Genomic DNA, 23,506 nt, shown 5'->3' with positions numbered 1-23,506 from the left:
GCAGCGATGATCTACGAACCCACAGTCGCCCGGCTCACCTACCGGGCCCTCCTCGGCCGCCGCAGGGCCGCCATCCTCTTCGTCCTGCCGGCCCTGCTGATCGCCATCGCGGTCTCGGTACGGCTGCTCGCGGGCGCGGACGACCAGATCGCGTCCGACGTCCTGGGCGGTTTCGCGATCGCCACGATGGTCCCGCTGATCGGCGTGATCGCGGGAACCGGCGCGATCGGACCGGAGATCGACGACGGCTCGATCGTCTACCTGCTCGCCAAGCCGGTGAAGCGGCCCACGATCATCTTCACCAAGCTGATCGTCGCGATCGCCGTGACGATGGCCTTCTCCGCGATCCCCACGTTCGTCGCGGGCCTGATCCTGAACGGCAACGGCGGTCAGATCGCCATCGCCTACACGGTCGCGGCGCTGGTCGCGTCGATCGCGTACAGCGCGATCTTCCTCCTCCTCGGTACGGTCAGCCGCCACGCGGTGGTCTTCGGCCTCGTCTACGCGCTGGTCTGGGAGACGCTCTTCGGCAGCCTCGTCCCGGGCGCGCGCACGCTCAGCGTCCAGCAGTGGGCGCTGTCCCTGGCGGAACGCATCGGCGCGAACGGCACGATCACCTCGGACGTCGCCCTGCCGACGGCAGTGGTGCTGCTGGCGGCGGTGACGGCGGCGGCGACCTGGTACGCGGGCCAGAAACTCCGCACGCTCAAGCTCGCCGGCGAGGAGTAACCGGAACGTCTGTCACCGGCTGAGCGCACTGGAACGCGGCCAACGCGGCCAACGCGGTCAGTGCGGTCAGTGCGGCAAGCGGGGTGGGCGCCGCTGATACATCGCCGCCGTCGAGGACCTCAGGCCAGCAGCAGCCGCCGCAGTACGGCGGTGTGGCTGCGGTCCGGGTCCTTGGCGGCGGTGAGCAGGGTGATCCGGCCCGCCCTCGCGAGCGTACGTACGTCCTCCAGGGCAGCGGCCGCTTCCGGGGCGGCGAGCTCGGACTCGTAACGCCGGGCGAACTTCTCGAACTCGCCCGAAGGACCGTGGTACCAGCGGCGCAGTTCCGCCGACGGAGTGAGGGCCTTCGGCCACTCGTCGACCTCCGCCGTCTCCTTGCTCAGGCCGCGCGGCCACAGCCGGTCGACCAGTATGCGCGTACCGTCATCGGCGGACGGCGGGTCGTACACCCTGCGCACACGGACATCAGGTTTCGTCACGAGGACCAGCCTGCTACACCTTCCGGTCCCGCGCCGCGTACAGACCCACCACCAGGGCCGCCGCACACACCCCCAGCATCAGGGCGATCGGCAGCGTCCAGCTTCCGGTCGCCTCATACACCGCGCCCGCCGCCACCGGGCCCACCGCGGCCAGCAGGTAGCCCACCGTCTGCGCCATCCCCGACAGCCGGGCCGCCGTCACCGCGTCGCCCGAGCGGAGCACGATCAGCGTCAGCGCGAGGCCGACCGCGCCGCCCTGGCCGACGCCGAGCACCGCCGACCACAGCCACGCGCCGGACACCGGGGCGAGCATCAGGCCGGCGTAACCGGCCGCGACCATGGTCGTGACCAGCACGATCAGCGGTCGCTGGCTGCGCATGCGTCCGGCCAGCAGCGGCACACCGAACGCGCCCGCGACCTGGATGAGGTTGTTGAAGGCGAAGACCACACCAGCCGTGGAACGGCTCATTCCGTGGTCCGTGAAGATCGTCGGCATCCAGGCGATCAGGACGTACGTCCAGAGCGACTGCAGCCCCATGAAGAGCGTCACCTGCCACGCCAGCGCCGACCGCCACACGCTGCGGCCGCCGGTACGGGCCTCACCCCTCGGTGCCACCCGTACCTCGTGCCCCGTACGGCCACGGGCGATCAGCACCTGCGGCAGCCACGCCACGGCAGCGACCACGGCAAGCAGCGACCAGAACGCCAGCGACGCCTCCCAGCTGTCGCCGAACGCCTTCTCCAGCGGCACCGAAGCGGCCGCCGCGACCGTCGCCCCCGCGATCATCGCGCCGGTGTAGACCGACGTCATCGAGGCGGCCCTGCCCGGGAAGTCCCGCTTGATCAGGCCCGGCATCAGGACGTTGAGCAGGGCGATCGCCAGGCCGATGACCAGGCTGCCGCCGTACAACGTCGGCACAGTGGGCACCACCCGCACCACAATCCCCACGCCCAGCAGCAACAGTGCGCAGAACAGCACCACTTCGGTGCCGAACCGCCGCCCCAGCCACGGCGCCACCATCGCCCCCACGCCGAGGAACAGCACCGGCACCGACGTCACCAGACTGGTCGCCGTCGACGACAGCCCGAACGTCTCGCTGATCTCGCTCACCAGCGGCGACGCGCTCGCCAGCGCCGCCCGCATGTTCACGGACGCCAGCACGATCCCGATCAGCAGCACCACCGGACGGGCGAGCAACGCCCGTCTCGCGGCGGCTCCTTGAGGCGACAGCCGTACGTCGGCCTCGGCATCCAGGAGGAGTTGATCGGAATCCGGGCGTGACAAAGCAAGCACCTTTCGAGGAAAGGGTGTTACTGAGGGGAGGGTGTTGAGGACAGGAAGTCGGGTCAGCGGATGATCAAGGCCGTCACCACGTCGATCGGCACCTGGAGCACAGCCCGAGCGGCCCGTTCCGCCGCCGCCGGGTCACCCGCCTCGATCGCGTCGATCAGCGCCCCGTGCGCCGCCAGGTCGATCGGCGGCATCTCCTGATCCCCGAGCGAGGTGACCAGCGTCTCGTGCACCTGAGCGGAGAAGAAGCGGTAGACCTCGGTGAACGCGGCGTTGTGCGTCGCCTCGACGACACCGAGGTGGAAGGCCAGGTCGGCGTCTGCGGCCCGGTCCCCCTGCTCATGCAGCTCAGCGAGGACGCGGCGCAGCGTACGCAAATCCGCCTCGTCGCGTCGTACGGCCGCCAGCCTCGCCGCCTCGGCCTCCAGCGCGACCCGCAGCTCCAGCACGTCCAGTACGTTCGCGTGCCGCATTCCGCGCAGTACCGCTGCCGGGTCGGCGGCCGAGCGTACGAACGTGCCGTTGCCCTGGCGCGATTCGAGGAGCCCGGCGTGCACGAGCACACGCACCGCCTCGCGCACCGTGTTGCGGCCGACGCCGAGCTGCCCGGCGAGCTCGTGCTCGGTGGGGATGCGGTCGCCGACGGCCCACTCGCCCTCGGCCAGCTGGGCCCGCAGCTGGTCCACGACGGTGTCCACGAGGGACTGCCGTCCCGCCGCCCGCAGCGCCATGGCCGCCTCCGCTTCCCTCTGCTGAACGCTCTACCGATTCACCCGGTTGCCCGATCATCCTACAACTCGGAAAAGAGGGTGACGCCGACCGCAAGGTCCAGGCACACTGGGTGACGCACCACTCACGGGGGAGGAGTGTTGGCCGGTGACGTGCCGACCCGGCCAACACTCGCCACCGGCAGAAGCCGACAGAAGCCGGCAGAAGCCGACAGAAGCCGGCAGAAGCCGACTGAAGGCGGCAGAAGCGGACTTCAGCCGCTCAGCAGTTGTTCCAGGACGACCGCGATGCCGTCGTGGTCATGGGACGCCGTGATCTCGTGCGCCACGGCCTTCAGTTCGTCGTGCGCGTTGGCCATTGCCACGCCGTGCGCCGCCCAGCCGAACATCGGGATGTCGTTCGGCATGTCCCCGAAGGCGATCGTGTCCGAGGCCTTGAGCCCCAGCCGCCGCGCCGCCAGCGAAAGGCCCGTCGCCTTGCTCAGGCCCAGCGGGAGGAGCTCCACCACGCCCGGACCCGCCATGACCACGTCGACCAGACTGCCGACCGTCTGACGCGCGACCCGCGCCAGCTCGTCGTCGTCCAGGTCGGGATGCTGGATGTAGACCTTGTTCAGCGGCGCCGACCACAGGTCGGACGGGTCGACGAGGGCCACGTACGGAAGCGGGCCTTCCTGCACCCGGTAGCCCGCCCCGACCAGCACCTCACCGTCCAGGCCGTCGCGGCTCGCGGCGAGCGCCAGCGGGCCGGTCTCCGCCTCGATCTTGGCGAGCGCCAGCCCCGCCAGCTGCCGGTCCAGCGTCACCGACGTCAGCAGCCGCTGATCACCCGCGTGGTAGACCTGTGCGCCCTGGCCGCAGACCGCGAGGCCCTCGTAGCCGAGATCGTCCAGGATGTGCCGGGTCCACGGAACCGAGCGGCCGGTGACGACGATGTGGGCCGCGCCCGCCGCCGTGGCGGCGGCGAGCGCTTCGCGCGTACGGGCCGAGACCGTGTCGTCGGAGCGCAGCAGCGTCCCGTCGAGGTCGGTCGCGACAAGCTTGTACGGGAAGGGGCCGGGGAACGGACCGGTGGCGGTGCTCACTTGGAGAGGGGCTCCAAGATCTCTCGTCCTCCGAGGTACGGACGCAGCACTTCCGGAACCCGCACCGAACCGTCCGCCTGCTGGTGGTTCTCCAGGATCGCCACGATCGTGCGCGGTACGGCGCACAGCGTGCCGTTCAGCGTCGCGAGCGGCTGCACCTTCTTTCCGTCGCGCATCCGGATCGACAGCCGGCGCGACTGGAACTCCAGGCAGTTCGACGCGGACGTCAGCTCGCGGTACTTGCCCTGCGTCGGGATCCACGCCTCGCAGTCGAACTTGCGCGAGGCCGAGGCACCCAGGTCACCACTGGCCACATCGATCACCTGGAACGGCAGCTCCAGCGACGACAGCCACTGCTTCTCCCACGCCAGCAGCCGGTCCAGCTCCGCCTCGGAGTCCGCCGGGTCGACGTACGAGAACATCTCGACCTTGTCGAACTGGTGCACCCGGAAGATGCCACGGGTGTCCTTCCCGTACGTACCGGCCTCGCGCCGGAAGCAGGGCGAGAAACCGGCGTACCGCAGCGGCAGCTTGTCGGCGTCGATGATCTCGTCCATGTGGTACGCCGCGAGGGGGACCTCGGAGGTGCCGACCAGGTAGTAGTCGTCCTTCTCCAGGTGGTACACGTTCTCGGCGGCCTGGCCCAGGAAGCCCGTGCCCTCCATGGCGCGCGGGCGGACCAGCGCGGGCGTCAGCATGGGGACCAGGCCGGCCTCGGTGGCCTGCGCGATCGCCGCGTTGACGAGGGCGAGTTCGAGGAGCGCGCCGATGCCGGTCAGGTAGTAGAAGCGCGAGCCGGACACCTTGGCGCCGCGCTCGACGTCGATCGCGCCGAGCGCCTCGCCGAGCTCCAGGTGGTCCTTGGGCTCGAAGCCCTCGGCCGCGAAGTCGCGCGGGGCGCCGATCGTCTCGCGTACGACGAAGTCTTCCTCGCCGCCGACGGGGACGTCGGGGTGGACGATGTTGCCGAGCTGGAGCAGCAGCCGCTTGGACTCCTCGGCGGCCTTGTCCTGTTCGGCGTCGGCGGCCTTGACGGCGGCGGAGAGGTCGCCGGCCTTCTTCAGCAGCTCGGCCTTCTCGTCGCCGGAGGCCTTCGGGATGAGTTTGCCGAGCGACTTCTGCTCGGAGCGGAGTTCGTCGAAGCGGACGCCGGACGACCTGCGCCGTTCGTCGGCGGAGAGGAGGGCGTCGACGAGGGCGACGTCCTCTCCACGGGCGCGCTGGGAGGCGCGCACACGGTCGGGGTCCTCACGGAGCAGGCGAAGGTCAATCACCCCACCAGGCTACCTGCGCCCGCTTCCGCCGATCGACTTGATATCGCATTGCGTGGCGCTTTGCCCGTAATGCCCAAATTGGGAATGGTGAAGGACGGCCGCCCCGGAGCCTGCGGCGCACGTCAATAAAACAGGCACTATTCCCTGAAACAGGGCACTTTCCGGGCACCCCCTTGACGCTTTTTCCTTGCGGGAAGCGGGAGTTGGCGACCCCGTTGTCCACAGGAATGGGCGGGCCCGGTGACTTATCCACAGGCTGTGCGAAAGATCTGTGGATGCCGGAGAAGATCATTCCGAAAGGCGCGTGAAGGGCGAGTGATTCCCGGTTCAAACCCCCTTCACACGCTCATTCGGGTGGGAATTACTCGCTCTAAAGAGTCGATCAATGGAATTGGGGTGACAGAGCCCGACCTGCCGCCCTGTGAACAGAAGGGAGCCCTCTGAGCAGATTTGTCGACGATGTCGGGGTACGTTGTCGACTTGTCCCCAGGTCGAGAAGCGCGCCTGTGGACAACTTCTGTGGATAACCTGAATCTCCAGGCAGGACCAGCAGCCGGAGGCACGCAGGGCCCGTCAGGCCCGCCCGTCCTGGCTCCGCGCCAGCCAGTCGGCGGCCGCCACGAACTCCGCGTCCGAGGTGCCCGGCCGCAGCGCCCGCACGTCATCGACCGCCACACCGGCCCGCGGATACGACCCGAGGAACCGCACCTTCGGGCAGATCCGCTTGAGCCCCATCAGTGCCTCGCCCACCCGCCGGTCCGAGATATGGCCCTCGGCGTCCACGGCGAAGCAGTAATTGCCGATACCCGCACCGGTCGGCCGCGACTGAATCAGCATCAGGTTGACCCCGCGCACCGCGAACTCCTGGAGCAGTTCGAGCAGTGCGCCCGGGTGGTCGTCGCCCAGCCAGAGGACCACCGACGTCTTGTCCGCCCCGGTCGGCGCCGCCGGCCGCGCGGGCCGCCCCACCAGCACGAAGCGCGTCTGCGCGTTCACCGCGTCATGGATCTCGGTGACCAGCGGCTCCAGGCCGTACTTCGCCGCCGCGAACTCACCCGCGAAGGCCGCGTCGAACCGGCCCTCCTGCACCAGCCGCGCGCCGTCCGCGTTCGAGGCCGCCGATTCCCACAGCGCGTCCGGCAGGTTCGCCGCCATCCAGTTGCGCACCTGCGGCTGGGCGGCGGGGTGCGCGGTGACCGTCTTGATGTCGGAGAGCTTCGTGCCGGGACGCACCAGCAGCGCGAAGCTGATCGACAGCAGCACCTCGCGGTAGATCATCAGCGGTTCACCCGACGCCAGCTCGTCGAGGGTGGCGGTGATCCCGCCCTCGACGGAGTTCTCGATCGGTACGAGCGCGGCCGCCGCCTCACCGTTGCGCACGGCGTCGAGTGCGGCCGCCACGGACACCATCGGGGCCAGTTCCCGGGTGGCGGCCTCAGGGAGCGTACGGAGGGCGACCTCGGTGAAGGTGCCTTCGGGACCGAGATAGGCATAGCGCGTTGCCGACATACGGTCACCTTAATGCGCCGTACGGGAGGGCCGTATTAATGCGCCGTACGGGACGGCCGTGCGGAACGCGGACTCCCGGCTGTCAGGACTCCAGGAGCCGCTGTCCCACGTACTCCCCGTCCCGCGCCCCGCCCGGCACCGCGAACAGCCCGCTCGCCTCGTGCCGGATGAACGGCGAGAGCGCGTCCCCCCGGTCGAGCTTGCGCTGCACCGGCACGAAGCCGCGCAGCGGGTCCGCCTGCCAGCAGATGAAGAGCAGTCCCGCGTCGGGCGTGCCGTCCGCACCGATCCCGTCGTGGTACGAGAACGGCCGTCGCAGCATCGCCGCGCCGCCGTTCTGTTCGGGCGCGGAGATACGGGCGTGCGCGTTCGACGGGATGACCAGCTTGCCCTCAGGGCCGGTCTTGTCCAGGTCGAGCTCGGTGGTCTCGCTGCCGCCTGTCAGCGGGGCTCCGTCGCTCTTCTTCCGTCCGATGACCCTTTCCTGTTCGCCGCGCGCGAGCTTCTCCCAGTCGTCGAGGAGCATCCGGATGCGGCGTACGACGGCGTACGAGCCGCCCGCCATCCACTCGGGTCCCTCGGCTCCCCCGTCGGCCGGTACGAAGATCCGCTGGTCGAAGTCGGCGTCGGACGGCTTGGGGTTGCCCGTACCGTCGATCTGTCCCATCAGGTTGCGGGCGGTCATGGGTTGTGCGGTCGCACCCGGGGAACGGTTGAAACCGTTCATCTGCCACCGCACCCGGGCGGCGTCACCCGCCTCGCGCTGGATCGTGCGCAGGGCGTGGAAGGCGACCAGTGCGTCGTCGGCGCCGATCTGCACCCACAGGTCGCCGTTGCTGCGCCGTGCGTCGAGGTGGTCGGAGGAGAAGTCGGGCAGCGGGTCGAGCGCGGCGGGGCGCCGGCCGTTCAGTCCCGTACGGGCGAAGAAGGTGCGGCCGAAGCCGAAGGTGACGGTCAGCGAGGAGGGTCCGGCGTCCAGCGCCACTCCCGAGTCGGTGTCCCCGAACGGCTCGCCGGCCATCATCGTGCGCGCGGCGGCCGACCAGCGGCGCAGCAGCGCCGCGGCCTCCTTGCGTCCGGCGCCGGGTGCGAGGTCGAAGGCGACGAGGTGGCCGCGGGCCTGGAGGGGTGTGGTGATGCCGGCCTGGTGTTCGCCGTGGAAGGGGGCGGCGGTCGAGCCGACGGACGCCAGCGCCTTCGCGTCCGGGGACGCGCCGGAGCCGGTGGCCGCGGCGTACACGCCCGCGCCGCCGGCGCCGCCGAGCACGAGGCCGGCGGCGCCGGTCGCGCCCGCGGTGGCGAGCAGCCGCCTCCTGGAGATGTCGTTGTCGCTCACGCCGTTGTCGCTCACGCCGGTCAGCCGATCTTCACGTTCTTCTTGACGGTCACTTGGTCGATGTCGGAGGTGCGTACGGTCACTTCGACCTCCCACGTCCCCGGCATGGGGATCTGCACCCCGTTCGCGCTCCAGTGTCCGGTGGCGATGCGGTCGGGGGTGGCGGGCAGCGGCCCGATCTCCTTGGCGTTGTTGGTGAACGCGACCTTCACTTCGGGTGCGTCCATGGCGCGCCCGTTGGGCCGCTCCAGCCAGAGGTGCAGGGTGTTGCTGCCCGAGCGCGCGGGGTCGAGTTCGACCCTGGCGGTGCCCTTGCCGTCCTCGCCGCCCGTGTCGAAGGGGATACGGACGTCGACCGGGTCCGTGGGGGCGGCGGTGGCCGTCTCGCCGCTCCCGGCCTCCTTCATCTCGGTGCGTCCGGGTTCGGTGCTGGTCAGTACGGTCGTCACGGCCAGCAGCACGACGGCGACCGCGGCCTCCGCGAGCACGGAGCGCCGCAGCCCGAGGCGCTGGGGGTCGGCGTCCCGTACCCGCTTGACGCGTGCGGTGGCCACCGCGGCCCTCTGCCGGGCGAGCTGGGCGGCCCGCGCGGGGTCTTCGGGCACGGTGACGGGCTCGGGCTCCTCGGCGGTGTCCTGTGTCTCCTCGCCGGGTGCGGCGGTCTCCGCCCGCTCCTGCTCCTCGGGCGCCGTGTTCTCGGCCAGCCGCCCGGTCCAGCGCCGGGAGAACCACGCGATGCCGACGAGGACGGCGACGAGTCCGATCTTGACGAGCAGCAGTTGCCCGTACGCCGTCCCGGTCAGCGCCGACCAGGAACCGACCTGCCGCCAGGACTGGTAGGTCCCGGTCGCGGCGACCACGGCGACGCTCGCGAAGGCGACGCGGGAGAACTTCCGTACGGCGGTACGTTCGATGCCGGGCACCCGGTAGAGCGCGATGAGCAGCGCGGCGAGGCCGCCCAGCCAGGTCGCGGCGGCCAGCAGGTGCAGTACGTCGACGGGCATGGCGATGCCGGGCTGGAGGCCGGTCGACGCGTGCTCGGAGAGCGCCCAGGTGGCCGCGATGCCGGCGGCCAGGACCGCGCCGCCGAGGGCTAGCCCGAAGGTGAGGTCCTTTTTCTCGCTCGCCTCTTTCTCGTCCAGCGGGGTGTCCTTCTTCGCGTACGCGCCGAACAGCACGGCGACGAAGAGTGCGGCCGCGCCGAGCAGCAGCAGCCGTGAGACGAGTGAGGCCCCGGTCTTGGTTTCCAGTACGGCTTTGAGCCCGCTCAGGTCGAAGGCGTCCGCGAGTTTTCCCGACCCTGTGTAGGGGGCGCGCAGCAGCAGCATCGCCAGTGTTGACGCGGTGAGGGTGATCCAGCCCTGTACGACGAGGCGCTGGAGGGGCCGTTCTGCGGCGCCGCGCTGCCAGCAGGCGAGGATGAAGGCTGCTCCGCCGACGAGCAGGATGAAGCCGGCGTACGCGGTGTAGCGGGCGATGCCGTAGAGCGCGCCGACGAGGCCGCCGCCCGCGGGCTGTTCGGGCAGGGCGACGGTGGTCTTGGAGGGGGCGCCGATGGAGAAGGTGAAGGCGCCGGAGATGGGGTGGCTGTCGGCGGATACGGCCTGCCAGGCGACGGTGTACGTGCCGTCGGGCAGTCCGGTGTGCAGGCGGACGCCGTACTGGACGACGCTTCCGCTGCTCATGTCGCGTACTTGACCGGTGTCGGAGCGTTTCCCGCTCGGTTGCAGAACGCGGATCGAGTCGTCCCCGAGCGCGATCTTTTCGGAGAACGTGAGGGTGATGTGTCTGGGCGCGGTGGCGACGACCGCCCCGTCCTTCGGGTCGCTTCCCGTGAGCGCGGCGTGCGCGGACGCGGGTGCGGCTCCTGCGAGCAGTGTGCCGAGGAGTGCCGTGGTGATGAGCAGCAGCCTGATCACTGCGGCTGCTCCGAAGCGCGGGGCGGTTGCCGGCATGGTGGGTCAGTCCCTCACTGCTTCTTGGGGTTGTGGGTGGACTCCTTGACGGGAAGGTCGGTCTTGATCGGGCCGGTCTTCTCGAAGTGCAGTTCCACGGACACCGTGTCGCCCTGTCTGGGCTTCTTTTTGAGCTTCAGGAACATCAGGTGGTTCCCGCCGCGCTCCAGATCCAGTTCGCCGTTGGCGGGGATGTCGAAGGACGTGACCTCGCGCATCTTCTGGTTCTTGGTCTCGTGGATCTGGACCTCGCCCGCGATGTCGCTGGTGACGGAGGTGAGCTTGTCCGCGATGTCGCTGTCGTTCTTGACGGTGAGGAAGCCGGCGGCCATGTCGTCCATCACGGGTTCCGGCATGAACGCCCCGCTGACCTTCAGTTCGGGCTTGTCGTCGCTCGTGGAGGAGCAGCCCGCCAGTGCGAGGCCGGCGGCCAGGACTGTGGCCGTCGCGAGGGTGGTGGTGGGGCGGCGGCGGTTCACGGGTTCTGCCCCTTGATGAGCTTGGGGAGGTCCTTGGTGTAGTCCTCGGCCGTGGTGTCCTCGCTGTACAGGACGTATCCGGCGTCGGTCTTCGGGGAGAACGCGATGACCTGCGCGCCGTGCATGGAGACGACGGAGCCGTCCTTCTCCTTCTTGGGCGGGTCGATGCCGATGCCCATCTGGCGGGCGCCGGCCTGGATGGTCGGGAAGTCGCCGGTGAGTCCGGTGAAGGTGGGGTCGCCCGCGCCCTTGAGCCACTTGCCGAGCGCCTCGGGGGTGTCCCGTTCGGGGTCGGTGGTGACGAAGACGACCTGGAGCTTGTCCCGGTCGGCCTGGGGGAGTTTCTTGGAGGCGATGGCGATGTTGCTCATCGTCAGCGGGCACACGTCGGGGCAGTTGGTGTAGCCGAAGTAGATGAGCGTCGGCTTGCCCTTGGTGCGCTCCCGCAGGTCGTACTTCTTGCCGTGGGTGTCGGTGAGGACGAGGTCCGGCTTCTTGAACGGCCGGTCGAGTACGGTCGCGGCCTTGTCGTTCATGTCGGCGGAGACGTCGGTGACGGGCTTGGAGCCGCTGTCTGTCTTGTCGCCGCCGCACGCGGACAGGGTGAGCGCGGCTGTGGCGACGAGCGCCACGGCGAGCGCGTTCTTCTTGCGCATGGAGGTAGGTCCCGGTGTTCCGTTGAGGGGGTGGGGCGTCAGGACGTGCGGCGGCGGCCGGCGAGAACGCCGAAGGCCACGCCCGCGACGCCCACGATGATGCCGAGGACGGCGAGGACGCGGGCGGTGGTGTCGCTGCTGGTGGTGTCGCCGGCGGCCGCCGTCTCGTTCTTGTCGGCGTCGTGGCCGGCCTTGGCGGTGTCCGCTTCCTTGCCGGTGGCGCCGTGGTGGTCACCGCCGGTGGGCTCGGTCAGCTTGAGTACGGGCGCGGGCGACTGCGGCTCCTCCTCGCCCTCCTTGGGCTCTTCGATCCAGCGGACGACTTCCTTGTTGTCGTACGTCTGGAGGGCCTTGAGGACGAGCTGGTCGGCGTCCTCGGGGAGCTGTCCGAGGGTGAGCGGGAACTGCTGGAACTCGCCGGGTCCGATCTTGCCGCCGCTCCAGGTGATCTTGGAGACGGCTTCGTTGATTTCCTTGCCGTGGACCTTGAGCGGCTTGTCGAGCTTGGTCTTGGTGACCTCGGTCTTCCAGCCGGGCACGGGCTGCGGCATGACGGACGACAGCGGGTGGTCGGTGGGGAAGGACACTTCGAGCTTGACGGTCGACGCGTTGTCCCGCTCGTTGGGCACCTTGACGTTGACGGTGGCGTAGCCGCCCTTTTCGGCGGGGCCGACGGGCTGTACGCCGACGTGCGCGAAGGCCGTTCCCGCGCACAGCAGGACGGACGCGGCGGCGGCACCGGCGGCAGAGACGACGGACATACGGGTGACGTTCATGCGGGGAACACTCCACGGCAGAGGTGAATGACGCTCCGGTGCGCGGGTGCGCACCGGCATCGCGGCGCCGCTCCCGTGGTGTTGCGTGTGTTACGCCGGGGAGTGCGCCGCGTCAGGCTGCGAGAACGAGCGCCGCCGTGGGCGGTCCGCGCCTGATCACTGTGTGCTGGAGGGCTTCCCCGGCGGGCCGCAGGGAGGTGACGAAGGGGGTGTGCCCGGGGCGCGGCCGGCGCGCGGGTGCTGCGGGGAGCGGGCCGGCGTTCAGCGACCGTACGAGCGCCAGTGCGGCGCGCAGCGACCGTACGAGCGCGCCTTCCGCGACGCCGTGGGCCGACAGCAGGACCAGCCGGGTCAGTGCCGTCTCTCCGCGCCGCAGGAGCCACCCGGTCGCGACGGCGGCCAGCAGGTGGCCGAGCAGCATGGGGAGGGTGGGCAGCAGTCCGGCGGCCGGTTCGGCGGCGCCGGTGTGGTGGGACGCCGCGCGCGCGAGGTGCTGCTGCGCCGCGTGTACGGACGCGGGGTCGATGCCCGCTTCGGTGATGATGCGGCGTGCTTCGGTGGTGCTGAGCGGCAGTGCGCCGGCGCCGCACACGAGTTTCGCGGCGAAGGCGCGCAGTGAGGTGTCGGTGGCCGCGCTTTCGAGGGCCGGGCTGTGCTGGCCGAGTCCGAACAGGGCGTGCAGGGCGAGCTGTCCGCAGGCCAGTGCGGTGGCGATGGCGGGCATGGAGCGCGCGCGTCCGGCGAGTGGTGCGACCAGGCCGAATACGGCGGCGGCGCCGAGTGCCAGCGTCCACCAGGGGACGGTGGCGCAGGACGCCATGACATGTCCGGTCGCGGACAGCACGACACAGACCGCGGTGAACACCGCGGTCCTGAGCAGCCGCAGACGGGCTCCGGCGTGTGCGACGGACGTAGACATGGCCTCGACATCATCGCATTGCGTCTGCGGCATTCCTACGGCAGGTCCGGGAGCGTATACACCGGCGTAAGGAGTGGGCGCGTCGGCCGAATGAGGGCAATCACGTTCACTCCAGGCTTATGAGGGGTTGCTTGCGGCAATACGTATCCGTATGTCGAGCCGCAGCCAGGAGGCTGGAGCATGAGCATCTGGTGGTCTCTCCACTTGCGGCGCGAAGCCGCGAGCGTCCCGCTCGCCCGGCGCCTTCTGCTCGGCACCATGGAGACGGCGGGGGTGGATCCGGACATCTCCTACGACCTGTCGGTCGCGCTCAGCGAAGCGTGCGCGAACGCGGTGGAGCACGGCGGGGACGAGCATTCCGGGACGCCTTGCGAGGAATATCGCGTGACCGCTTATCTGGACGGCGAGAAATGCCGTATCGAGGTCGCCGACTCCGGGCCGGGATTTCCCCCTTCACGGCGGGGGTATCGCGCCGCACCGCGTCCCGCGAGCACCTCGGCGGAGAGCGGGCGGGGGCTGTGTCTGATCGAGCAGCTGGCCGACCACGTGCATTTCCGGAACAGGCCGGGGCACGGCGCCGTGGTCAGTTTCGACAAGATCCTCAAATGGCGCGAGGGCGCGCTGCTCAAGGTGTCCTGAAGGCCTTGAGCGGCACGCCCTCGCGGGTGTGGTTCCGGTGGGCGTTGTACGTCAGGCCTGCTTGACCCGCGCCATCCAGGCTTCGACCTCGTCCGAGCGGCGGGGCAGCGCGGCCGACAGGTTCAGGTTGCCGTCGTCGGTGACGAGGATGTCGTCCTCGATCCGTACGCCGATGCCGCGGTACTCCTCGGGCACGGTGAGGTCGTCGGCCTGGAAGTACAGGCCGGGCTCGACGGTCAGGCACATGCCGGGCTCCAGGGTCCCGTCGGCGTACGTCTCGCGGCGGGCGGCGGCGCAGTCGTGGACGTCCATGCCGAGCATGTGGCCGGTGCCGTGCAGGGTCCAGCGGCGCTGGAGGCCGAGTTCCAGGACCTTCTCGACGGGGCCTTCGACGAGGCCCCACTCGACGAGCTTCTCGGCGAGGACGCGCTGTGAGGCGTCGTGGAAGTCGCGGTACTTGGCGCCGGGCCTGACGGCGGCGATGCCGGCTTCCTGTGCCTCGTACACCGCGTCGTAGATCTTGCGCTGGAGGTCGTTGAAGGTGCCGTTGATGGGCAGGGTGCGCGTGATGTCGGCGGTGTAGAGGGTGTGGGTCTCCACGCCGGCGTCGAGCAGCAGCAGGTCGCCGGAGCGTACGTCGCCGTCGTTGCGCACCCAGTGGAGAGTGGTGGCGTGCGGTCCGGCGGCGCAGATGGAGCCGTAGCCGATGTCGTTGCCCTCGACGCGGGCGCGCAGGAAGAAGGTGCCTTCGATGTAGCGCTCGCTGGTCGCCTCGGCCTTGTCGAGGATCTTGACGACGTCCTCGAAGCCGCGGACGGTCGAGTCGACGGCCTTCTGGAGTTCGCCGATCTCGAAGTCGTCCTTCACGGCGCGGGCCTCGGAGAGGTAGACGCGCAGTTCCTCGTCGCGCTCGGCGGTGACCTTGTCGGTCAGCGCGGCTTCGATGCCGGCGTCGTGTCCGCGGACGTTGCGGACGGGTCCGGTGGCTTCCTTCAGCGCGGCGGCCAGCTCGCGGACGTCCTTGGCGGGGATCCCGAGGAGCTGCTCGGCCTCGCTGAGGGAGTGGCGGCGCCCGACCCACAGCTCGCCCTGGCCGTCGAGCCAGAATTCGCCGTTCTCGCGGTTGGAGCGGGGCAGCAGGTAGATCGTCGCGTCGTGGCCGCCGTCCCTCGGCTCCAGTACGAGGACGCCGTCCTGGGTCTGGTCGCCGGTGAGGTAGGCGTATTCGGTGGAGGCGCGGAAGGCGTACTCGGTGTCGTTGGAGCGGGTCTTGAGGTTGCCCGCGGGGATCACCAGGCGCTCGCCGGGGAAGCGGGCGGAGAGCGCGGCGCGGCGGTCGGCGGTGTGGCCGGCCTGTGCGATCGGCGCGAGTCCGTGCAGTTCGGTGTCGGCCCAGCCGGTCTTCATGTTCTCGGCGAGCTCGTCGGAGACGCCCGGGTACAGGCCGTTCTTCCGCTGCTTGATCGGCTCTTCGGTCTCTTCCGGGGTCTCCGGCATGAGCTCTTCGGACACGACTGTCTCCTCGATACGACGCTGGACCGCCCTCCATCGTATGTGCGAGGCGAAGACGGCCCAGGGCCTTGTGGACAACTGTGAGGAATCAGTCGAACCGCGCGGCGAGCAGCACGATGTCGTCCGCCGAGTCCGCCGTGTCGGCGCCGTTCGGCAGCAGGGTGCGCAGTACGTGGTCGGTGATCGCTTCCGGGTCGTTCCTGACGGTCCTGGGCACGCTGGCGGCGGCCGCGTGCAGCCGTGCGAAGGCACGGTCCATGGGGTCGCCGGTGCGCTGGAGCAGCCCGTCGGTGTAGAGCAGCATCGTTTCGCCGGGTGCGGGTGACAATTCCACGCTCGGCGCTTCCCAGCAGGACAGCATGCCCAGTGGCGCGGAGAGGGAGGTCTCGACGTATTCGGTGCGCCGGTCGCCGACGATCAGTGGGGGGCTGTGTCCGGCGCCGGCCAGCACGATCTTGCGCCGGGCGGGTTCGCAGTACGCGAAGAGGGCGGTGGCCGACCTGGCCGGTTCGGTGAGCCGCAGGAGCAGTTCGAGGTCGGAGAGTACGGCGACGGGGTCCTCGCCCTCCATGACGGCGTACGCCCGGAGGCTGGCCCGCAGCCGTCCCATCGCGGCGAGCGCGCTGGGGCCCGATCCCGAGACCGATCCGACGGCGAGCCCGAGAGCGCCTTCGGGAAGTGGCAGGGCGTCGTACCAGTCGCCGCCGCCGTGGGGTCCGGTGCGGTGGCGGGCGGCGAGCTGTACTCCGGGGACGCGGGGCAGTCTGCTGGGGAGCAGTTCCCCGGCGACCGTCGCCACTTGTGCGCGGGCGTGTTCCAGTTCCAGCAGGCGGGCCAGGTGTTCGGCGGCGTAGCGCGCGTAGAGGCCCGCGAGGTGGCGCCGGCGTTCGGCGGGTTCGGCCGGTTCGTCGTACAGCCAGACGGCGGCACCGAGCCGCCCGGATGTTTCGGTGGTCAGGGGCAGGGCGTAACTGGCGGCGTATCCGAGGCGTGCGGCGACTTCGCGGTGGCGCGGGTCGAGTCCGGCTTCGCCGAGGAGGTCGGGGTGGGCGATCTCGCTGGGGTGGGGGCTGCCGGGAAGCCCGTCGAGGAGCCGTCCGTACGACGTGGAGCCGCGCGGCACGGTCTCGATGTGGCCGAGGTCGGCGCGGGCGAGGCCGAGGCCGACGGTGGTGGGCGGGCCGAGTTCGTCGGCCGGTTCGAGGACGACGAGGCCGCGGCGGGCGCCCACGAGGGCGGCGCCGGCGCGGAGCAGTTCGTGCAGTGCGCTGTCGAGGGTGTGGGTGCGGACCAGGCGCTCGGTGAGTTCGTGGAGGGTGGTGAGGTCGGAGACCCAGCCCGCGAGCCGGTCCTGAAGCACCGCGCCGGCAGCGGCGGATGGGACAGGGGGAGACGGATGGGGCGCGACAGTGTGCGCGGGGGGAGGAACCACTGGATCGATTCCAGCCACTTTCGGCACGTGCGGGGCGCTCATGATCGCGGGCTTTCCCGCTGGTGCGTTTTGCTCAATAGCATCGCAAACCCCCATGTCATTCTGCGCCGCTATCAATGCATCCACATGTACACGTACAAGTAAGGGGATGTCCAGCATTGTCAACGTGGGACTCTTGGTGTCTGTGGGATAGCCAACTTGGCCTAAAAATGCCACACGCGGCAGCAATTTGCGGTCGACTGAGGGCGCTCGACAGCGCGTCATATCGACCGCGCTGGGTACCTAATCGGTGATGGTCAGGGGCAGTTGGGACCGCCCGGAACCTGGCGGCGGGCCTGGGCGTCTTAACCGCCGTGGGCCGCGTCCCATCCCCGAGTAGCGGGACAGCACCACTACGGATCTACTTCGGATCAGTTCAGCGCCATGTGTGCGCCACCCTCCGCTACGTTTCACGCCCGGCCCCAACGGGCTGCCCGTGCCGCAGGCTGAAAAATGCGGCGATGCACCACCAGTACGCAGCCAGTACGTGACGTGCACGCTCAGTGAAGATATGCACACATGGTGTGATATGGACCTCGGCGTTCAACGGAAAGGAACGAGCGCTCATGCGCGAGATCCCCGGAAAGCGACGCGGGCTCCTCCGGTTCCGGCGAGGTGAGGGGCCTGCCCAACTCGGCGCGGCGCTGACCTGTGCCACCGCCTGGCAGTGGCCCGTGCTCCCCGGAGTGGGCCTGAAACCATCCCATGGCCGCGGCAGAGGCAGCGGCGGCGGCCCGGGACAGAGCTGTGCCTGCCCCGATCCCGAATGCGTGGTTCCCGGCGCGCACCCCTTCGACCCGGGCGTTCTGGCCGCCACCACCGACGAACGCATGATCCGCTGGTGGTGGACCAACCGGCCGACGGCGCCGGTCGTGCTGGCCACCGGCGGAGCAGCGCCGTGCGCGATCAGCCTCCCCGCGGTCGCCGGCGCGGTGGCGCTGACAGCGCTCGACGGCATGGGTATGCGCCTGGGCCCGGTCGTCGCGACCGCGACCCGCTGGTCGCTGCTGGTCGCCCCGTACTCCCTGGAGCGGCTCGGCGAGCTGCTGTACGCCAAGGACCGGGTGCCCAGTTCGCTGCGGTTCCACGGGCAGGGCGGCTATCTGGTGCTTCCGCCCTCGGAGACGGGAGCCGGGCAGGTGTGGTGGGAGCGGGCGCCGTCCTTCCCGGGCTCTGGGCTCCGTCCGGGCAGGGCAGAGCCCATCACCGGTTCGGCCGCACCCTGGCTGCCGGATGTCGAGGCGGTCGTGGACGCGCTGGTCGCGGCGAGCAACGGCGCACCGGACGGCGGCAGCCGGCTCGCGTACTGAGTACGCGTTCCCGGGACGCGACAGCCGGCGGCGGCGGTCTTCTTCACGAAGACGCCCCGCCGGCTCACTCGTACGGGTGTGAGGGGGCCGGTGTTGCGAGGCGACCGGGCGCGGCTCCCGTGCCGGGGGGCATCCGTCGATATCTTCGGCCCACCGTCAAGAATTTCCGGCAGCCGACAGGTGGGACCGCCTTGAACCTCCGCATGACCGGGCTCGCGGCCGTCGTGGTGTTCACCGTCCTGCTGCCGCTGGCCGGCGCGTCCGCGGAACCCGAGCCCGTGCCCGCACCCGACGACGCCAAGGCGGCTCCCGCGACCGCTGCCGGGAACGCCCCTTCGTCAGCCCCCGACTCTGCCCCCGCCCCTGCCTCTGTCCCTGCCTCTGTCCCTTCGCCCGTCTCCTTGGGCGACGCGTCCGCGCAGTGCGGTCCGGAGCTCAGCTCCCCGGAAGGCGTCGAGGGCCAGACCTGTGTACTGACCGAGCGCGGCAGCACGTGGGCGCGTACGTACTACCGCAATGCGACGGGGGCGGAACTCCGAGCCGTACTCACCCTGATGGGCCCTGCCGACAGGACCGTTCAGATGCATTGCGCGGTGAGCGCGGAGGACGAACCAGGGGTGTGCGAAACACCGCGTGAGCCTTCGCGCGGAAAAGCCGGTGAATATTCGGCGGTGTCGGAGTTCGCCGCGGCGGGAGACGGGCCGTTGCTGCTGCGCTCCGGCAGCAACTCGGCTGCGCCTGCGCCCCGTTGACCGGTCGGTGCGACACCTGACGGGCCGGGGCGGGGATAAGAAAGACCCGGCCGCTGGCGACGGGGGATGCACCAGCGACCGGGCACTTAGAACGGTAACAAGAGATCTGCGGTTGGCAAATTCGATCTCCCTTATTCAGACAGGGATTTACCTGCCGATACGAGGGTTGTGACCGGAGTCACCGATCGACTGACAGAAACTGCCGCCGTCAGCTGAGCGTCACCTGCCGGTTGGTGAGACCGCCCCGCGCGCGGCGCTCCTCCGAGGTCAGCGGCGCGTCGGAGGCCAGAGCCGCGGCGAGCCGTTCGGCGAACTGAGCGGCGGGCTTCTCGACGTCCTGCGCCCCTGTCCCGCTCGGCAGGTCCCAGACCGGAACCATCAGGCCGTGCGCGCGGAAGGAGCCGACGAGACGGGTGCCTTCGCCGAGGGATGACGTACCGGCGGCGTGCAGCCGCGCGAGCGCGTCGAGGAGCTGGTCCTCGGCGTACGGCATGACCCAGCGCAGGTGGTTCTTGTCGGGCGTCTCGCACCAGTACGCGGCGTCGACACCGGTCAGCCTGACGGTGGGGATCGCGGCGGCGTTGGCGCGCTCCAGGGAGGCGCTCACCTCGGGCGTCGCGTTCTCCGCGTCGGGGACCCAGAACTCGAAGCCGGTGTGCACGTCGGGCTCGAAGGGTGCGTCCGCGTCGAGCAGGTCCTGGAGGCGCGGACCGTCCGCCGGGACGCGCTCCGCCGCGACCGGCGTACCCGGCTTGGCGGTCAGCGCGCGCAGCAGGGTGTCCGCGAGGTCGCGGCTGAGGTCACCGGAGGGGGTGTCGTTCTGCAGGCCGAGCAGGACGGAGCCGTCGTCGCGGCGCAGGGCGGGCCAGGCCATCGGCAGTACGGTCGCCAGCGTGACGGAGGGGACGCCGTCGGGCAGCCCGTCCTTCAGCGTCAGCGCCGCCGTGGCGGCGGGCACCAGCTCGCGCAGGGCGACCCAGTCGCTCTCACCGGCCAGGCCCTCGAAGGGGCGCTGGACCAGTTCGGTGACGGCGTGCGCGGCCGCACGGCCGTGGCATGCCTTGTAGCGACGGCCGGAACCGCACGGGCAGGGCTCGCGGGCCCCTACGACCGGCACCTCCCCGTCGGCCACCTGAGCCTGCGGCTTGGTACCCCTTGCGGGCTGGGGGCGCTTCTTGGCCATGGCTTGGCTTCTCCCGTTCACGGCAGTGCTGTGTCGGGCGCGAGCCTAGCCGCTGAGCCCGCCCCTGCGAGGACCGGCCAAGCCGTACAAGGCCGGCGAAGTCGGACGACGTCAGCGAAGTGAAGTCAGAACGACGCCGGCGAAGTCAGAACGACGTCAGCGAAGTCAGTCGAGGTCTTCGAACGCGTCCGCGAAGTCCAGCCCGGAACCGGGGACCACGACGCGCGTGGCGAAGTCCTCGCGCCGGTGCCCCTCGGTGACGTCGACCCACACGGTGACCTCGCCGGTCGAGCTGTCCCGTACGCCCCAGTCCTGTGCCAGTGCCGTGATGATGTTGAGCCCTCGGCCGCCGCGCGCGGTGACCGAGGGCGTGGCCGGAACCGGTCGGGTCGGACCACCTCCGTCCGTCACCTCGACGGTCAGCCTGCCTGTTGAGTCGACGCGCCATGCGGCACGAATGTCACCGTCGCCGACCTCCGCCTGGCCCAGGGGCCTGCCGTGACGGCAGGAATTGCTGAGCAGTTCGGAAAGGATCAGTACGGCATCGTCGATGACCGAATCGGACACCCCGTTGATGCGCAGTTCGTCGCGCATACGGCGTCTTGCTTCGCCCACGCCCGCAGGGCCATGGGGTACGGCCATGCTCGACGACGTGGGCACTTCCCGTGCCACCACAAACGCCACCCCCGAGACCTCCTTCGCCCCACGCCACGGAGTGGATGCCCCAATGGCCTGGACCGGAAACCGGCCAGGCGCCGGTCAGTGACGCACTCGTAACGATCGAATGCGGCCCGAACGCGCCGGTGCACTCCCTGTGGCGGCTGTTATGAGCGTCCCAGTTGGGACAAAACCTGCTTCGGGCGGTTTGTGATGATCGCTTCCACGCCGAGGCGCACGCAGAGATCGACGTCCTCGGGCTCGTTCACCGTCCAGACGTGCACGCGGTGGCCCGCGCGGTGCAGCCGCGCGATGTAACCGGGGTGGTTGCGGACGATCCGGATGCCGGGGCCCGCGATGTGCGAGCCGGCCGGGAGCCGTCCGTCGCGCAGGCGCGGCGAGACGAACTGCATCAGGTAGACCGTCGGGATGGCGGGCGCGGCGGCCGCCACCCGGTGCAGCGAGCGCGCCGAGAAGCTCATGATGCGTACGGGCGAGGGTTCGCCGGCCACGGGCGTGTCGAAGCCGAAGCGCTTCAGCAGGTGGAGCAGCCGTTCCTCGACCTGGCCCGCCCAGCGTGTGGGGTGCTTGGTCTCGATGGCCAGCTCGACGCGGCGCCCGGCGTCCGAGACCAGTTCGAGGAGGCGCTCCAGCGTGAGTACGGAGGTGAACTCGCCAGGGCTGTGTCCGCGCGCCGGGTCCCAGTCCGGCGATTCCTCGCTGTCCCGCCAGGAGCCGAAGTCGAGGGCGGCGAGGTCGGCCAGTTCGAGGGCGGAGACGGCGCCGCGGCCGTTCGAGGTGCGGTTCACCCGACGGTCGTGGACGCAGACGAGGTGTCCGTCCGCGGTGAGCCGTACATCGCATTCGAGAGCGTCCGCGCCGTCCTCGATCGCCTTCATGTACGCCGCCAGGGTGTGCTCGGGGGCGTCCTCGGAGGCGCCGCGGTGAGCGACGACCTGGATGGTGTGCTGCCGTGCGTGAGTCACCGCGTCATGGTGTCACCGCGGATGGGTAGGCGGGAAAACGCGTCCCGGGAACGGACGGTCGGACCTTCTGGGGATGCGGCCGTTTTGTCCGGTGTAAAGGATGTTCCCTGGATGCACAGGAACCGCTTACGGTCCTCTGATGCGCGGTGGGAAAAGCTGACAGCGGACACTTGCACAGTGGTGACAGTAGTGACAGTGGTGACGTTGACCGAGACCGACGTGGGACCGAGGAGAAGAGAGCTGTGAGCACCGAGAACGAGGGCACTGCGGTTCCGGCCGCCCCTTCAGCACCTCCCGTGCCGGTGGCCGCTCCCGGGCCCGCCTCCGACTCCACGGGTACGAATCCGGCGGACCCCGGCCAGGAGCCGGCGTCCCCCACCCCTGCCCAGCCCGTACACAACCCCACCACGCAGGGACAGGCGACGCCCGAGCCTCAGCCGGGCTACATGCCGGTCCCGCAACCGCAGTCTTCGCAGGCAGCCGGGCCGGGGGCCCCCGCTCCCGCCACGGCCACAGGCGGCGCCGGATGGCCGCCGCCCCCGCCCGCTCACCCCTACGGCGGCGGTGGCAGCGGCGACGGCGGCGGCCCCGCGTGGGGCGCGCACATGGCGCCCGTACCTCACGCTCACCGCAGGAAGCGCGCCGGCGGCCTGGTCGCCGGAGTGCTGGCCGCCGCACTGGTCGCGGGCGGTGTCGGCGGTGGCATCGGGTACTGGGCCGCCGAGCGCAACGACAGCCCGACCGACTCGACCACCGTCTCCGCGTCCGGTGACACGAAGGACTTCAAGCGCGACGCGGGAACCGTAGCGGCGGTCGCGGGCAAGGCGCTGCCGAGCGTGGTCACCATCGAGGCGCAGGGCGGCGACGGCGAGGGCGGCACGGGAACCGGCTTCGTCTACGACAAGGAAGGTCACATCGTCACCAATAACCACGTGGTGGCGTCCGCGGCGGACGGCGGCGAACTGTCGGTCACCTTCTCCAACGGCAAGAAGTACGACGCCGAGGTCGTCGGCCGCGCGCAGGGCTACGACGTCGCCGTACTGAAGCTGAAGAGCGCCCCTTCCGGCCTCGCCCCGCTGCCTCTGGGCGACTCCGACAAGGTCTCCGTCGGCGACTCGACGATCGCCATCGGAGCGCCCTTCGGCCTGTCGAACACGGTCACCACCGGCATCATCAGCGCCAAGAACCGCCCCGTGGCCTCGGGCGACGGCCAGAACAGCAAGGCGTCGTACATGAGCGCCCTGCAGACCGACGCGTCGATCAACCCGGGCAACTCGGGCGGCCCGCTGCTCGACGCGCGCGGCGCCGTCATCGGCATCAACTCGGCCATCCAGTCGGCCGGCACCGGCGGCTTCGGCCAGTCCCAGGCGGGCTCCATCGGCCTCGGTTTCGCGATCCCGGTCAACCAGGCGAAGACGGTCGCGGAGCAGCTGATCAAGACCGGCGAGCCGGTCTACCCGGTGATCGGCGCCACGGTCTCCATGGACCCGAAGAGCGACGGCGGCGCGGTCATCGCGGACCGCGGCACGGGCGGCACCGAGGCGGTCCCGTCGGACAGCCCGGCGGGCAGGGCCGGTCTGAAGGCGGGCGACGTCATCACCAAGCTCGACGACCGGGTGATCGACAGCGGCCCGACCCTGATCAGCGAGATCTGGACCCACAAGCCGGGCGACAAGGTCACGCTCACGTACGAGCGCGACGGCAAGACGTCGACAGCCGAAGTCACCCTGGGCCAGCGCAAGGGCGACGACAGCTGACCGGCTAGGCTGTTCCTCACGCC

General features: G+C 70.3%; 21 protein-coding genes. 4 read left to right on the top strand and 17 right to left on the bottom strand.

From position 1 onward, the window contains the following. The first annotated feature begins 9 nt into the window (after window positions 1–9). On the top strand, window positions 10–729 hold the full coding sequence (locus J7E91_RS14985) for an ABC transporter permease (RefSeq protein WP_214903962.1): 720 nt from the start codon (window positions 10–12) through the stop codon (window positions 727–729). 119 nt (window positions 730–848) lie between these two features. On the opposite strand, the gene J7E91_RS14980 is transcribed toward J7E91_RS14985, so the two are convergent. The 12 genes from J7E91_RS14980 to J7E91_RS14925 all read right to left on the bottom strand — a co-directional run bounded on the left by J7E91_RS14980 (window position 849) and on the right by J7E91_RS14925 (window position 13,216). After that, window positions 849–1,208 (bottom strand): DUF488 family protein, encoded by a 360-nt coding sequence (locus J7E91_RS14980; protein ID WP_308376562.1) that lies wholly within the window; start codon window positions 1,206–1,208, stop codon window positions 849–851. A 13-nt stretch (window positions 1,209–1,221) separates the two neighbouring features. Next, complete coding sequence (locus J7E91_RS14975) at window positions 1,222–2,493, bottom strand: MFS transporter (protein ID WP_214903737.1); 1,272 nt, start codon at window positions 2,491–2,493, stop codon at window positions 1,222–1,224. 62 nt (window positions 2,494–2,555) lie between these two features. Beyond that, on the bottom strand, window positions 2,556–3,230 hold the full coding sequence (locus tag J7E91_RS14970) for a FadR/GntR family transcriptional regulator (protein ID WP_214903735.1): 675 nt from the start codon (window positions 3,228–3,230) through the stop codon (window positions 2,556–2,558). A gap of 251 nt (window positions 3,231–3,481) precedes the next feature. Further along, window positions 3,482–4,312, bottom strand: a complete 831-nt coding sequence (locus J7E91_RS14965; protein ID WP_214903733.1) for an HAD family hydrolase — start codon at window positions 4,310–4,312, stop codon at window positions 3,482–3,484. Next, window positions 4,309–5,586: a serine--tRNA ligase gene (gene serS / locus J7E91_RS14960; RefSeq protein ID WP_214903731.1), complete on the bottom strand. Its 1,278-nt coding sequence runs from the start codon at window positions 5,584–5,586 to the stop codon at window positions 4,309–4,311. Before serS ends, J7E91_RS14965 begins: the two co-directional genes overlap by 4 nt. Before the next feature lie 573 nt (window positions 5,587–6,159). Continuing rightward, window positions 6,160–7,095 carry a prephenate dehydratase gene (gene pheA / locus J7E91_RS14955; RefSeq protein WP_214903729.1) on the bottom strand — a complete coding sequence of 312 codons (936 nt, stop codon included), beginning with the start codon at window positions 7,093–7,095 and terminating at the stop codon, window positions 6,160–6,162. Between the two features lie 82 nt (window positions 7,096–7,177). Next, a complete protein-coding gene (gene efeB, locus J7E91_RS14950) occupies window positions 7,178–8,446 on the bottom strand; it encodes an iron uptake transporter deferrochelatase/peroxidase subunit (protein ID WP_308376559.1) in 1,269 nt (422 codons plus the stop codon). A gap of 5 nt (window positions 8,447–8,451) precedes the next feature. Further along, entirely contained in the window at window positions 8,452–10,386 is a 1,935-nt protein-coding gene (locus J7E91_RS14945; protein ID WP_214903724.1) for a copper resistance protein CopC, read from the bottom strand. Between the two features lie 14 nt (window positions 10,387–10,400). Further along, a complete protein-coding gene (locus J7E91_RS14940) occupies window positions 10,401–10,865 on the bottom strand; it encodes a copper chaperone PCu(A)C (protein WP_214903719.1) in 465 nt (154 codons plus the stop codon). Continuing rightward, on the bottom strand, window positions 10,862–11,521 hold the full coding sequence (locus tag J7E91_RS14935; RefSeq protein ID WP_214903716.1) for an SCO family protein: 660 nt from the start codon (window positions 11,519–11,521) through the stop codon (window positions 10,862–10,864). The genes J7E91_RS14940 and J7E91_RS14935 overlap by 4 nt, the downstream gene beginning before the upstream one ends. A 38-nt stretch (window positions 11,522–11,559) precedes the next feature. After that, window positions 11,560–12,297, bottom strand: coding sequence for a YcnI family protein (locus tag J7E91_RS14930; protein WP_214903713.1), 738 nt, complete (start codon window positions 12,295–12,297; stop codon window positions 11,560–11,562). A gap of 112 nt (window positions 12,298–12,409) precedes the next feature. Next, entirely contained in the window at window positions 12,410–13,216 is an 807-nt protein-coding gene (locus tag J7E91_RS14925; RefSeq protein WP_214903710.1) for a hypothetical protein, read from the bottom strand. Window positions 13,217–13,396: 180 nt separating this feature from the next. Here J7E91_RS14925 and J7E91_RS14920 point away from each other — a divergent pair, with 180 nt between their 5' ends. Then, window positions 13,397–13,855, top strand: coding sequence for an ATP-binding protein (locus tag J7E91_RS14920; protein WP_214903707.1), 459 nt, complete (start codon window positions 13,397–13,399; stop codon window positions 13,853–13,855). A 51-nt stretch (window positions 13,856–13,906) separates the two neighbouring features. On the opposite strand, the gene J7E91_RS14915 is transcribed toward J7E91_RS14920, so the two are convergent. After that, a complete protein-coding gene (locus J7E91_RS14915; RefSeq protein WP_214903957.1) occupies window positions 13,907–15,352 on the bottom strand; it encodes an aminopeptidase P family protein in 1,446 nt (481 codons plus the stop codon). Window positions 15,353–15,455: 103 nt separating this feature from the next. Next, a complete protein-coding gene (locus J7E91_RS14910; protein WP_214903954.1) occupies window positions 15,456–16,958 on the bottom strand; it encodes a PP2C family protein-serine/threonine phosphatase in 1,503 nt (500 codons plus the stop codon). 446 nt (window positions 16,959–17,404) lie between these two features. Between J7E91_RS14910 and J7E91_RS14905 the strand changes: the two genes are divergently transcribed. Beyond that, window positions 17,405–18,148 carry a bifunctional DNA primase/polymerase gene (locus tag J7E91_RS14905; RefSeq protein ID WP_214903690.1) on the top strand — a complete coding sequence of 248 codons (744 nt, stop codon included), beginning with the start codon at window positions 17,405–17,407 and terminating at the stop codon, window positions 18,146–18,148. Window positions 18,149–19,108: 960 nt separating this feature from the next. On the opposite strand, the gene J7E91_RS14900 is transcribed toward J7E91_RS14905, so the two are convergent. The 3 genes from J7E91_RS14900 to J7E91_RS14890 form a co-directional block, all read right to left on the bottom strand. Further along, complete coding sequence (locus J7E91_RS14900; protein WP_214903686.1) at window positions 19,109–20,083, bottom strand: DUF5926 family protein; 975 nt, start codon at window positions 20,081–20,083, stop codon at window positions 19,109–19,111. A gap of 165 nt (window positions 20,084–20,248) precedes the next feature. After that, window positions 20,249–20,812, bottom strand: coding sequence for an ATP-binding protein (locus tag J7E91_RS14895; RefSeq protein WP_214903951.1), 564 nt, complete (start codon window positions 20,810–20,812; stop codon window positions 20,249–20,251). Window positions 20,813–20,907: 95 nt separating this feature from the next. Then, complete coding sequence (locus J7E91_RS14890; RefSeq protein WP_214903683.1) at window positions 20,908–21,726, bottom strand: glycerophosphodiester phosphodiesterase; 819 nt, start codon at window positions 21,724–21,726, stop codon at window positions 20,908–20,910. Window positions 21,727–21,968: 242 nt separating this feature from the next. On the opposite strand from J7E91_RS14890, the gene J7E91_RS14885 reads away from it, so the two are divergent. Further along, a complete protein-coding gene (locus J7E91_RS14885; protein ID WP_214903680.1) occupies window positions 21,969–23,483 on the top strand; it encodes a S1C family serine protease in 1,515 nt (504 codons plus the stop codon). The last annotated feature ends 23 nt before the right edge of the window (window positions 23,484–23,506 follow it).

This window comes from Streptomyces sp. ISL-99 (assembly GCF_018614005.1).
GTDB classification, from domain to species: domain Bacteria; phylum Actinomycetota; class Actinomycetes; order Streptomycetales; family Streptomycetaceae; genus Streptomyces; species Streptomyces flavidovirens.
Note: the sequence above shows the minus strand (reverse complement) of the source record. Positions and strands in the feature narration are given on the sequence as shown.

Bases quoted from the DNA above. Each gene is read 5' to 3' on its own strand.
- J7E91_RS14945 (WP_214903724.1), bottom strand. From the start codon at position 10,386: ATGCCGGCAACCGCCCCGCGCTTCGGAGCAGCCGCAGTGATCAGGCTG.
- J7E91_RS14935 (WP_214903716.1), bottom strand. From the start codon at position 11,521: ATGCGCAAGAAGAACGCGCTCGCCGTGGCGCTCGTCGCCACAGCCGCG.
- J7E91_RS14970 (WP_214903735.1), bottom strand. From the start codon at position 3,230: ATGGCGCTGCGGGCGGCGGGACGGCAGTCCCTCGTGGACACCGTCGTG.
- J7E91_RS14915 (WP_214903957.1), bottom strand. From the start codon at position 15,352: ATGCCGGAGACCCCGGAAGAGACCGAAGAGCCGATCAAGCAGCGGAAG.
- pheA (WP_214903729.1), bottom strand. From the start codon at position 7,095: ATGTCGGCAACGCGCTATGCCTATCTCGGTCCCGAAGGCACCTTCACC.
- J7E91_RS14905 (WP_214903690.1), top strand. From the start codon at position 17,405: ATGCGCGAGATCCCCGGAAAGCGACGCGGGCTCCTCCGGTTCCGGCGA.
- J7E91_RS14910 (WP_214903954.1), bottom strand. From the start codon at position 16,958: ATGCTGGACATCCCCTTACTTGTACGTGTACATGTGGATGCATTGATA.
- J7E91_RS14920 (WP_214903707.1), top strand. From the start codon at position 13,397: ATGAGCATCTGGTGGTCTCTCCACTTGCGGCGCGAAGCCGCGAGCGTC.
- J7E91_RS14930 (WP_214903713.1), bottom strand. From the start codon at position 12,297: ATGAACGTCACCCGTATGTCCGTCGTCTCTGCCGCCGGTGCCGCCGCC.
- J7E91_RS14925 (WP_214903710.1), bottom strand. From the start codon at position 13,216: ATGTCTACGTCCGTCGCACACGCCGGAGCCCGTCTGCGGCTGCTCAGG.
- J7E91_RS14900 (WP_214903686.1), bottom strand. From the start codon at position 20,083: ATGGCCAAGAAGCGCCCCCAGCCCGCAAGGGGTACCAAGCCGCAGGCT.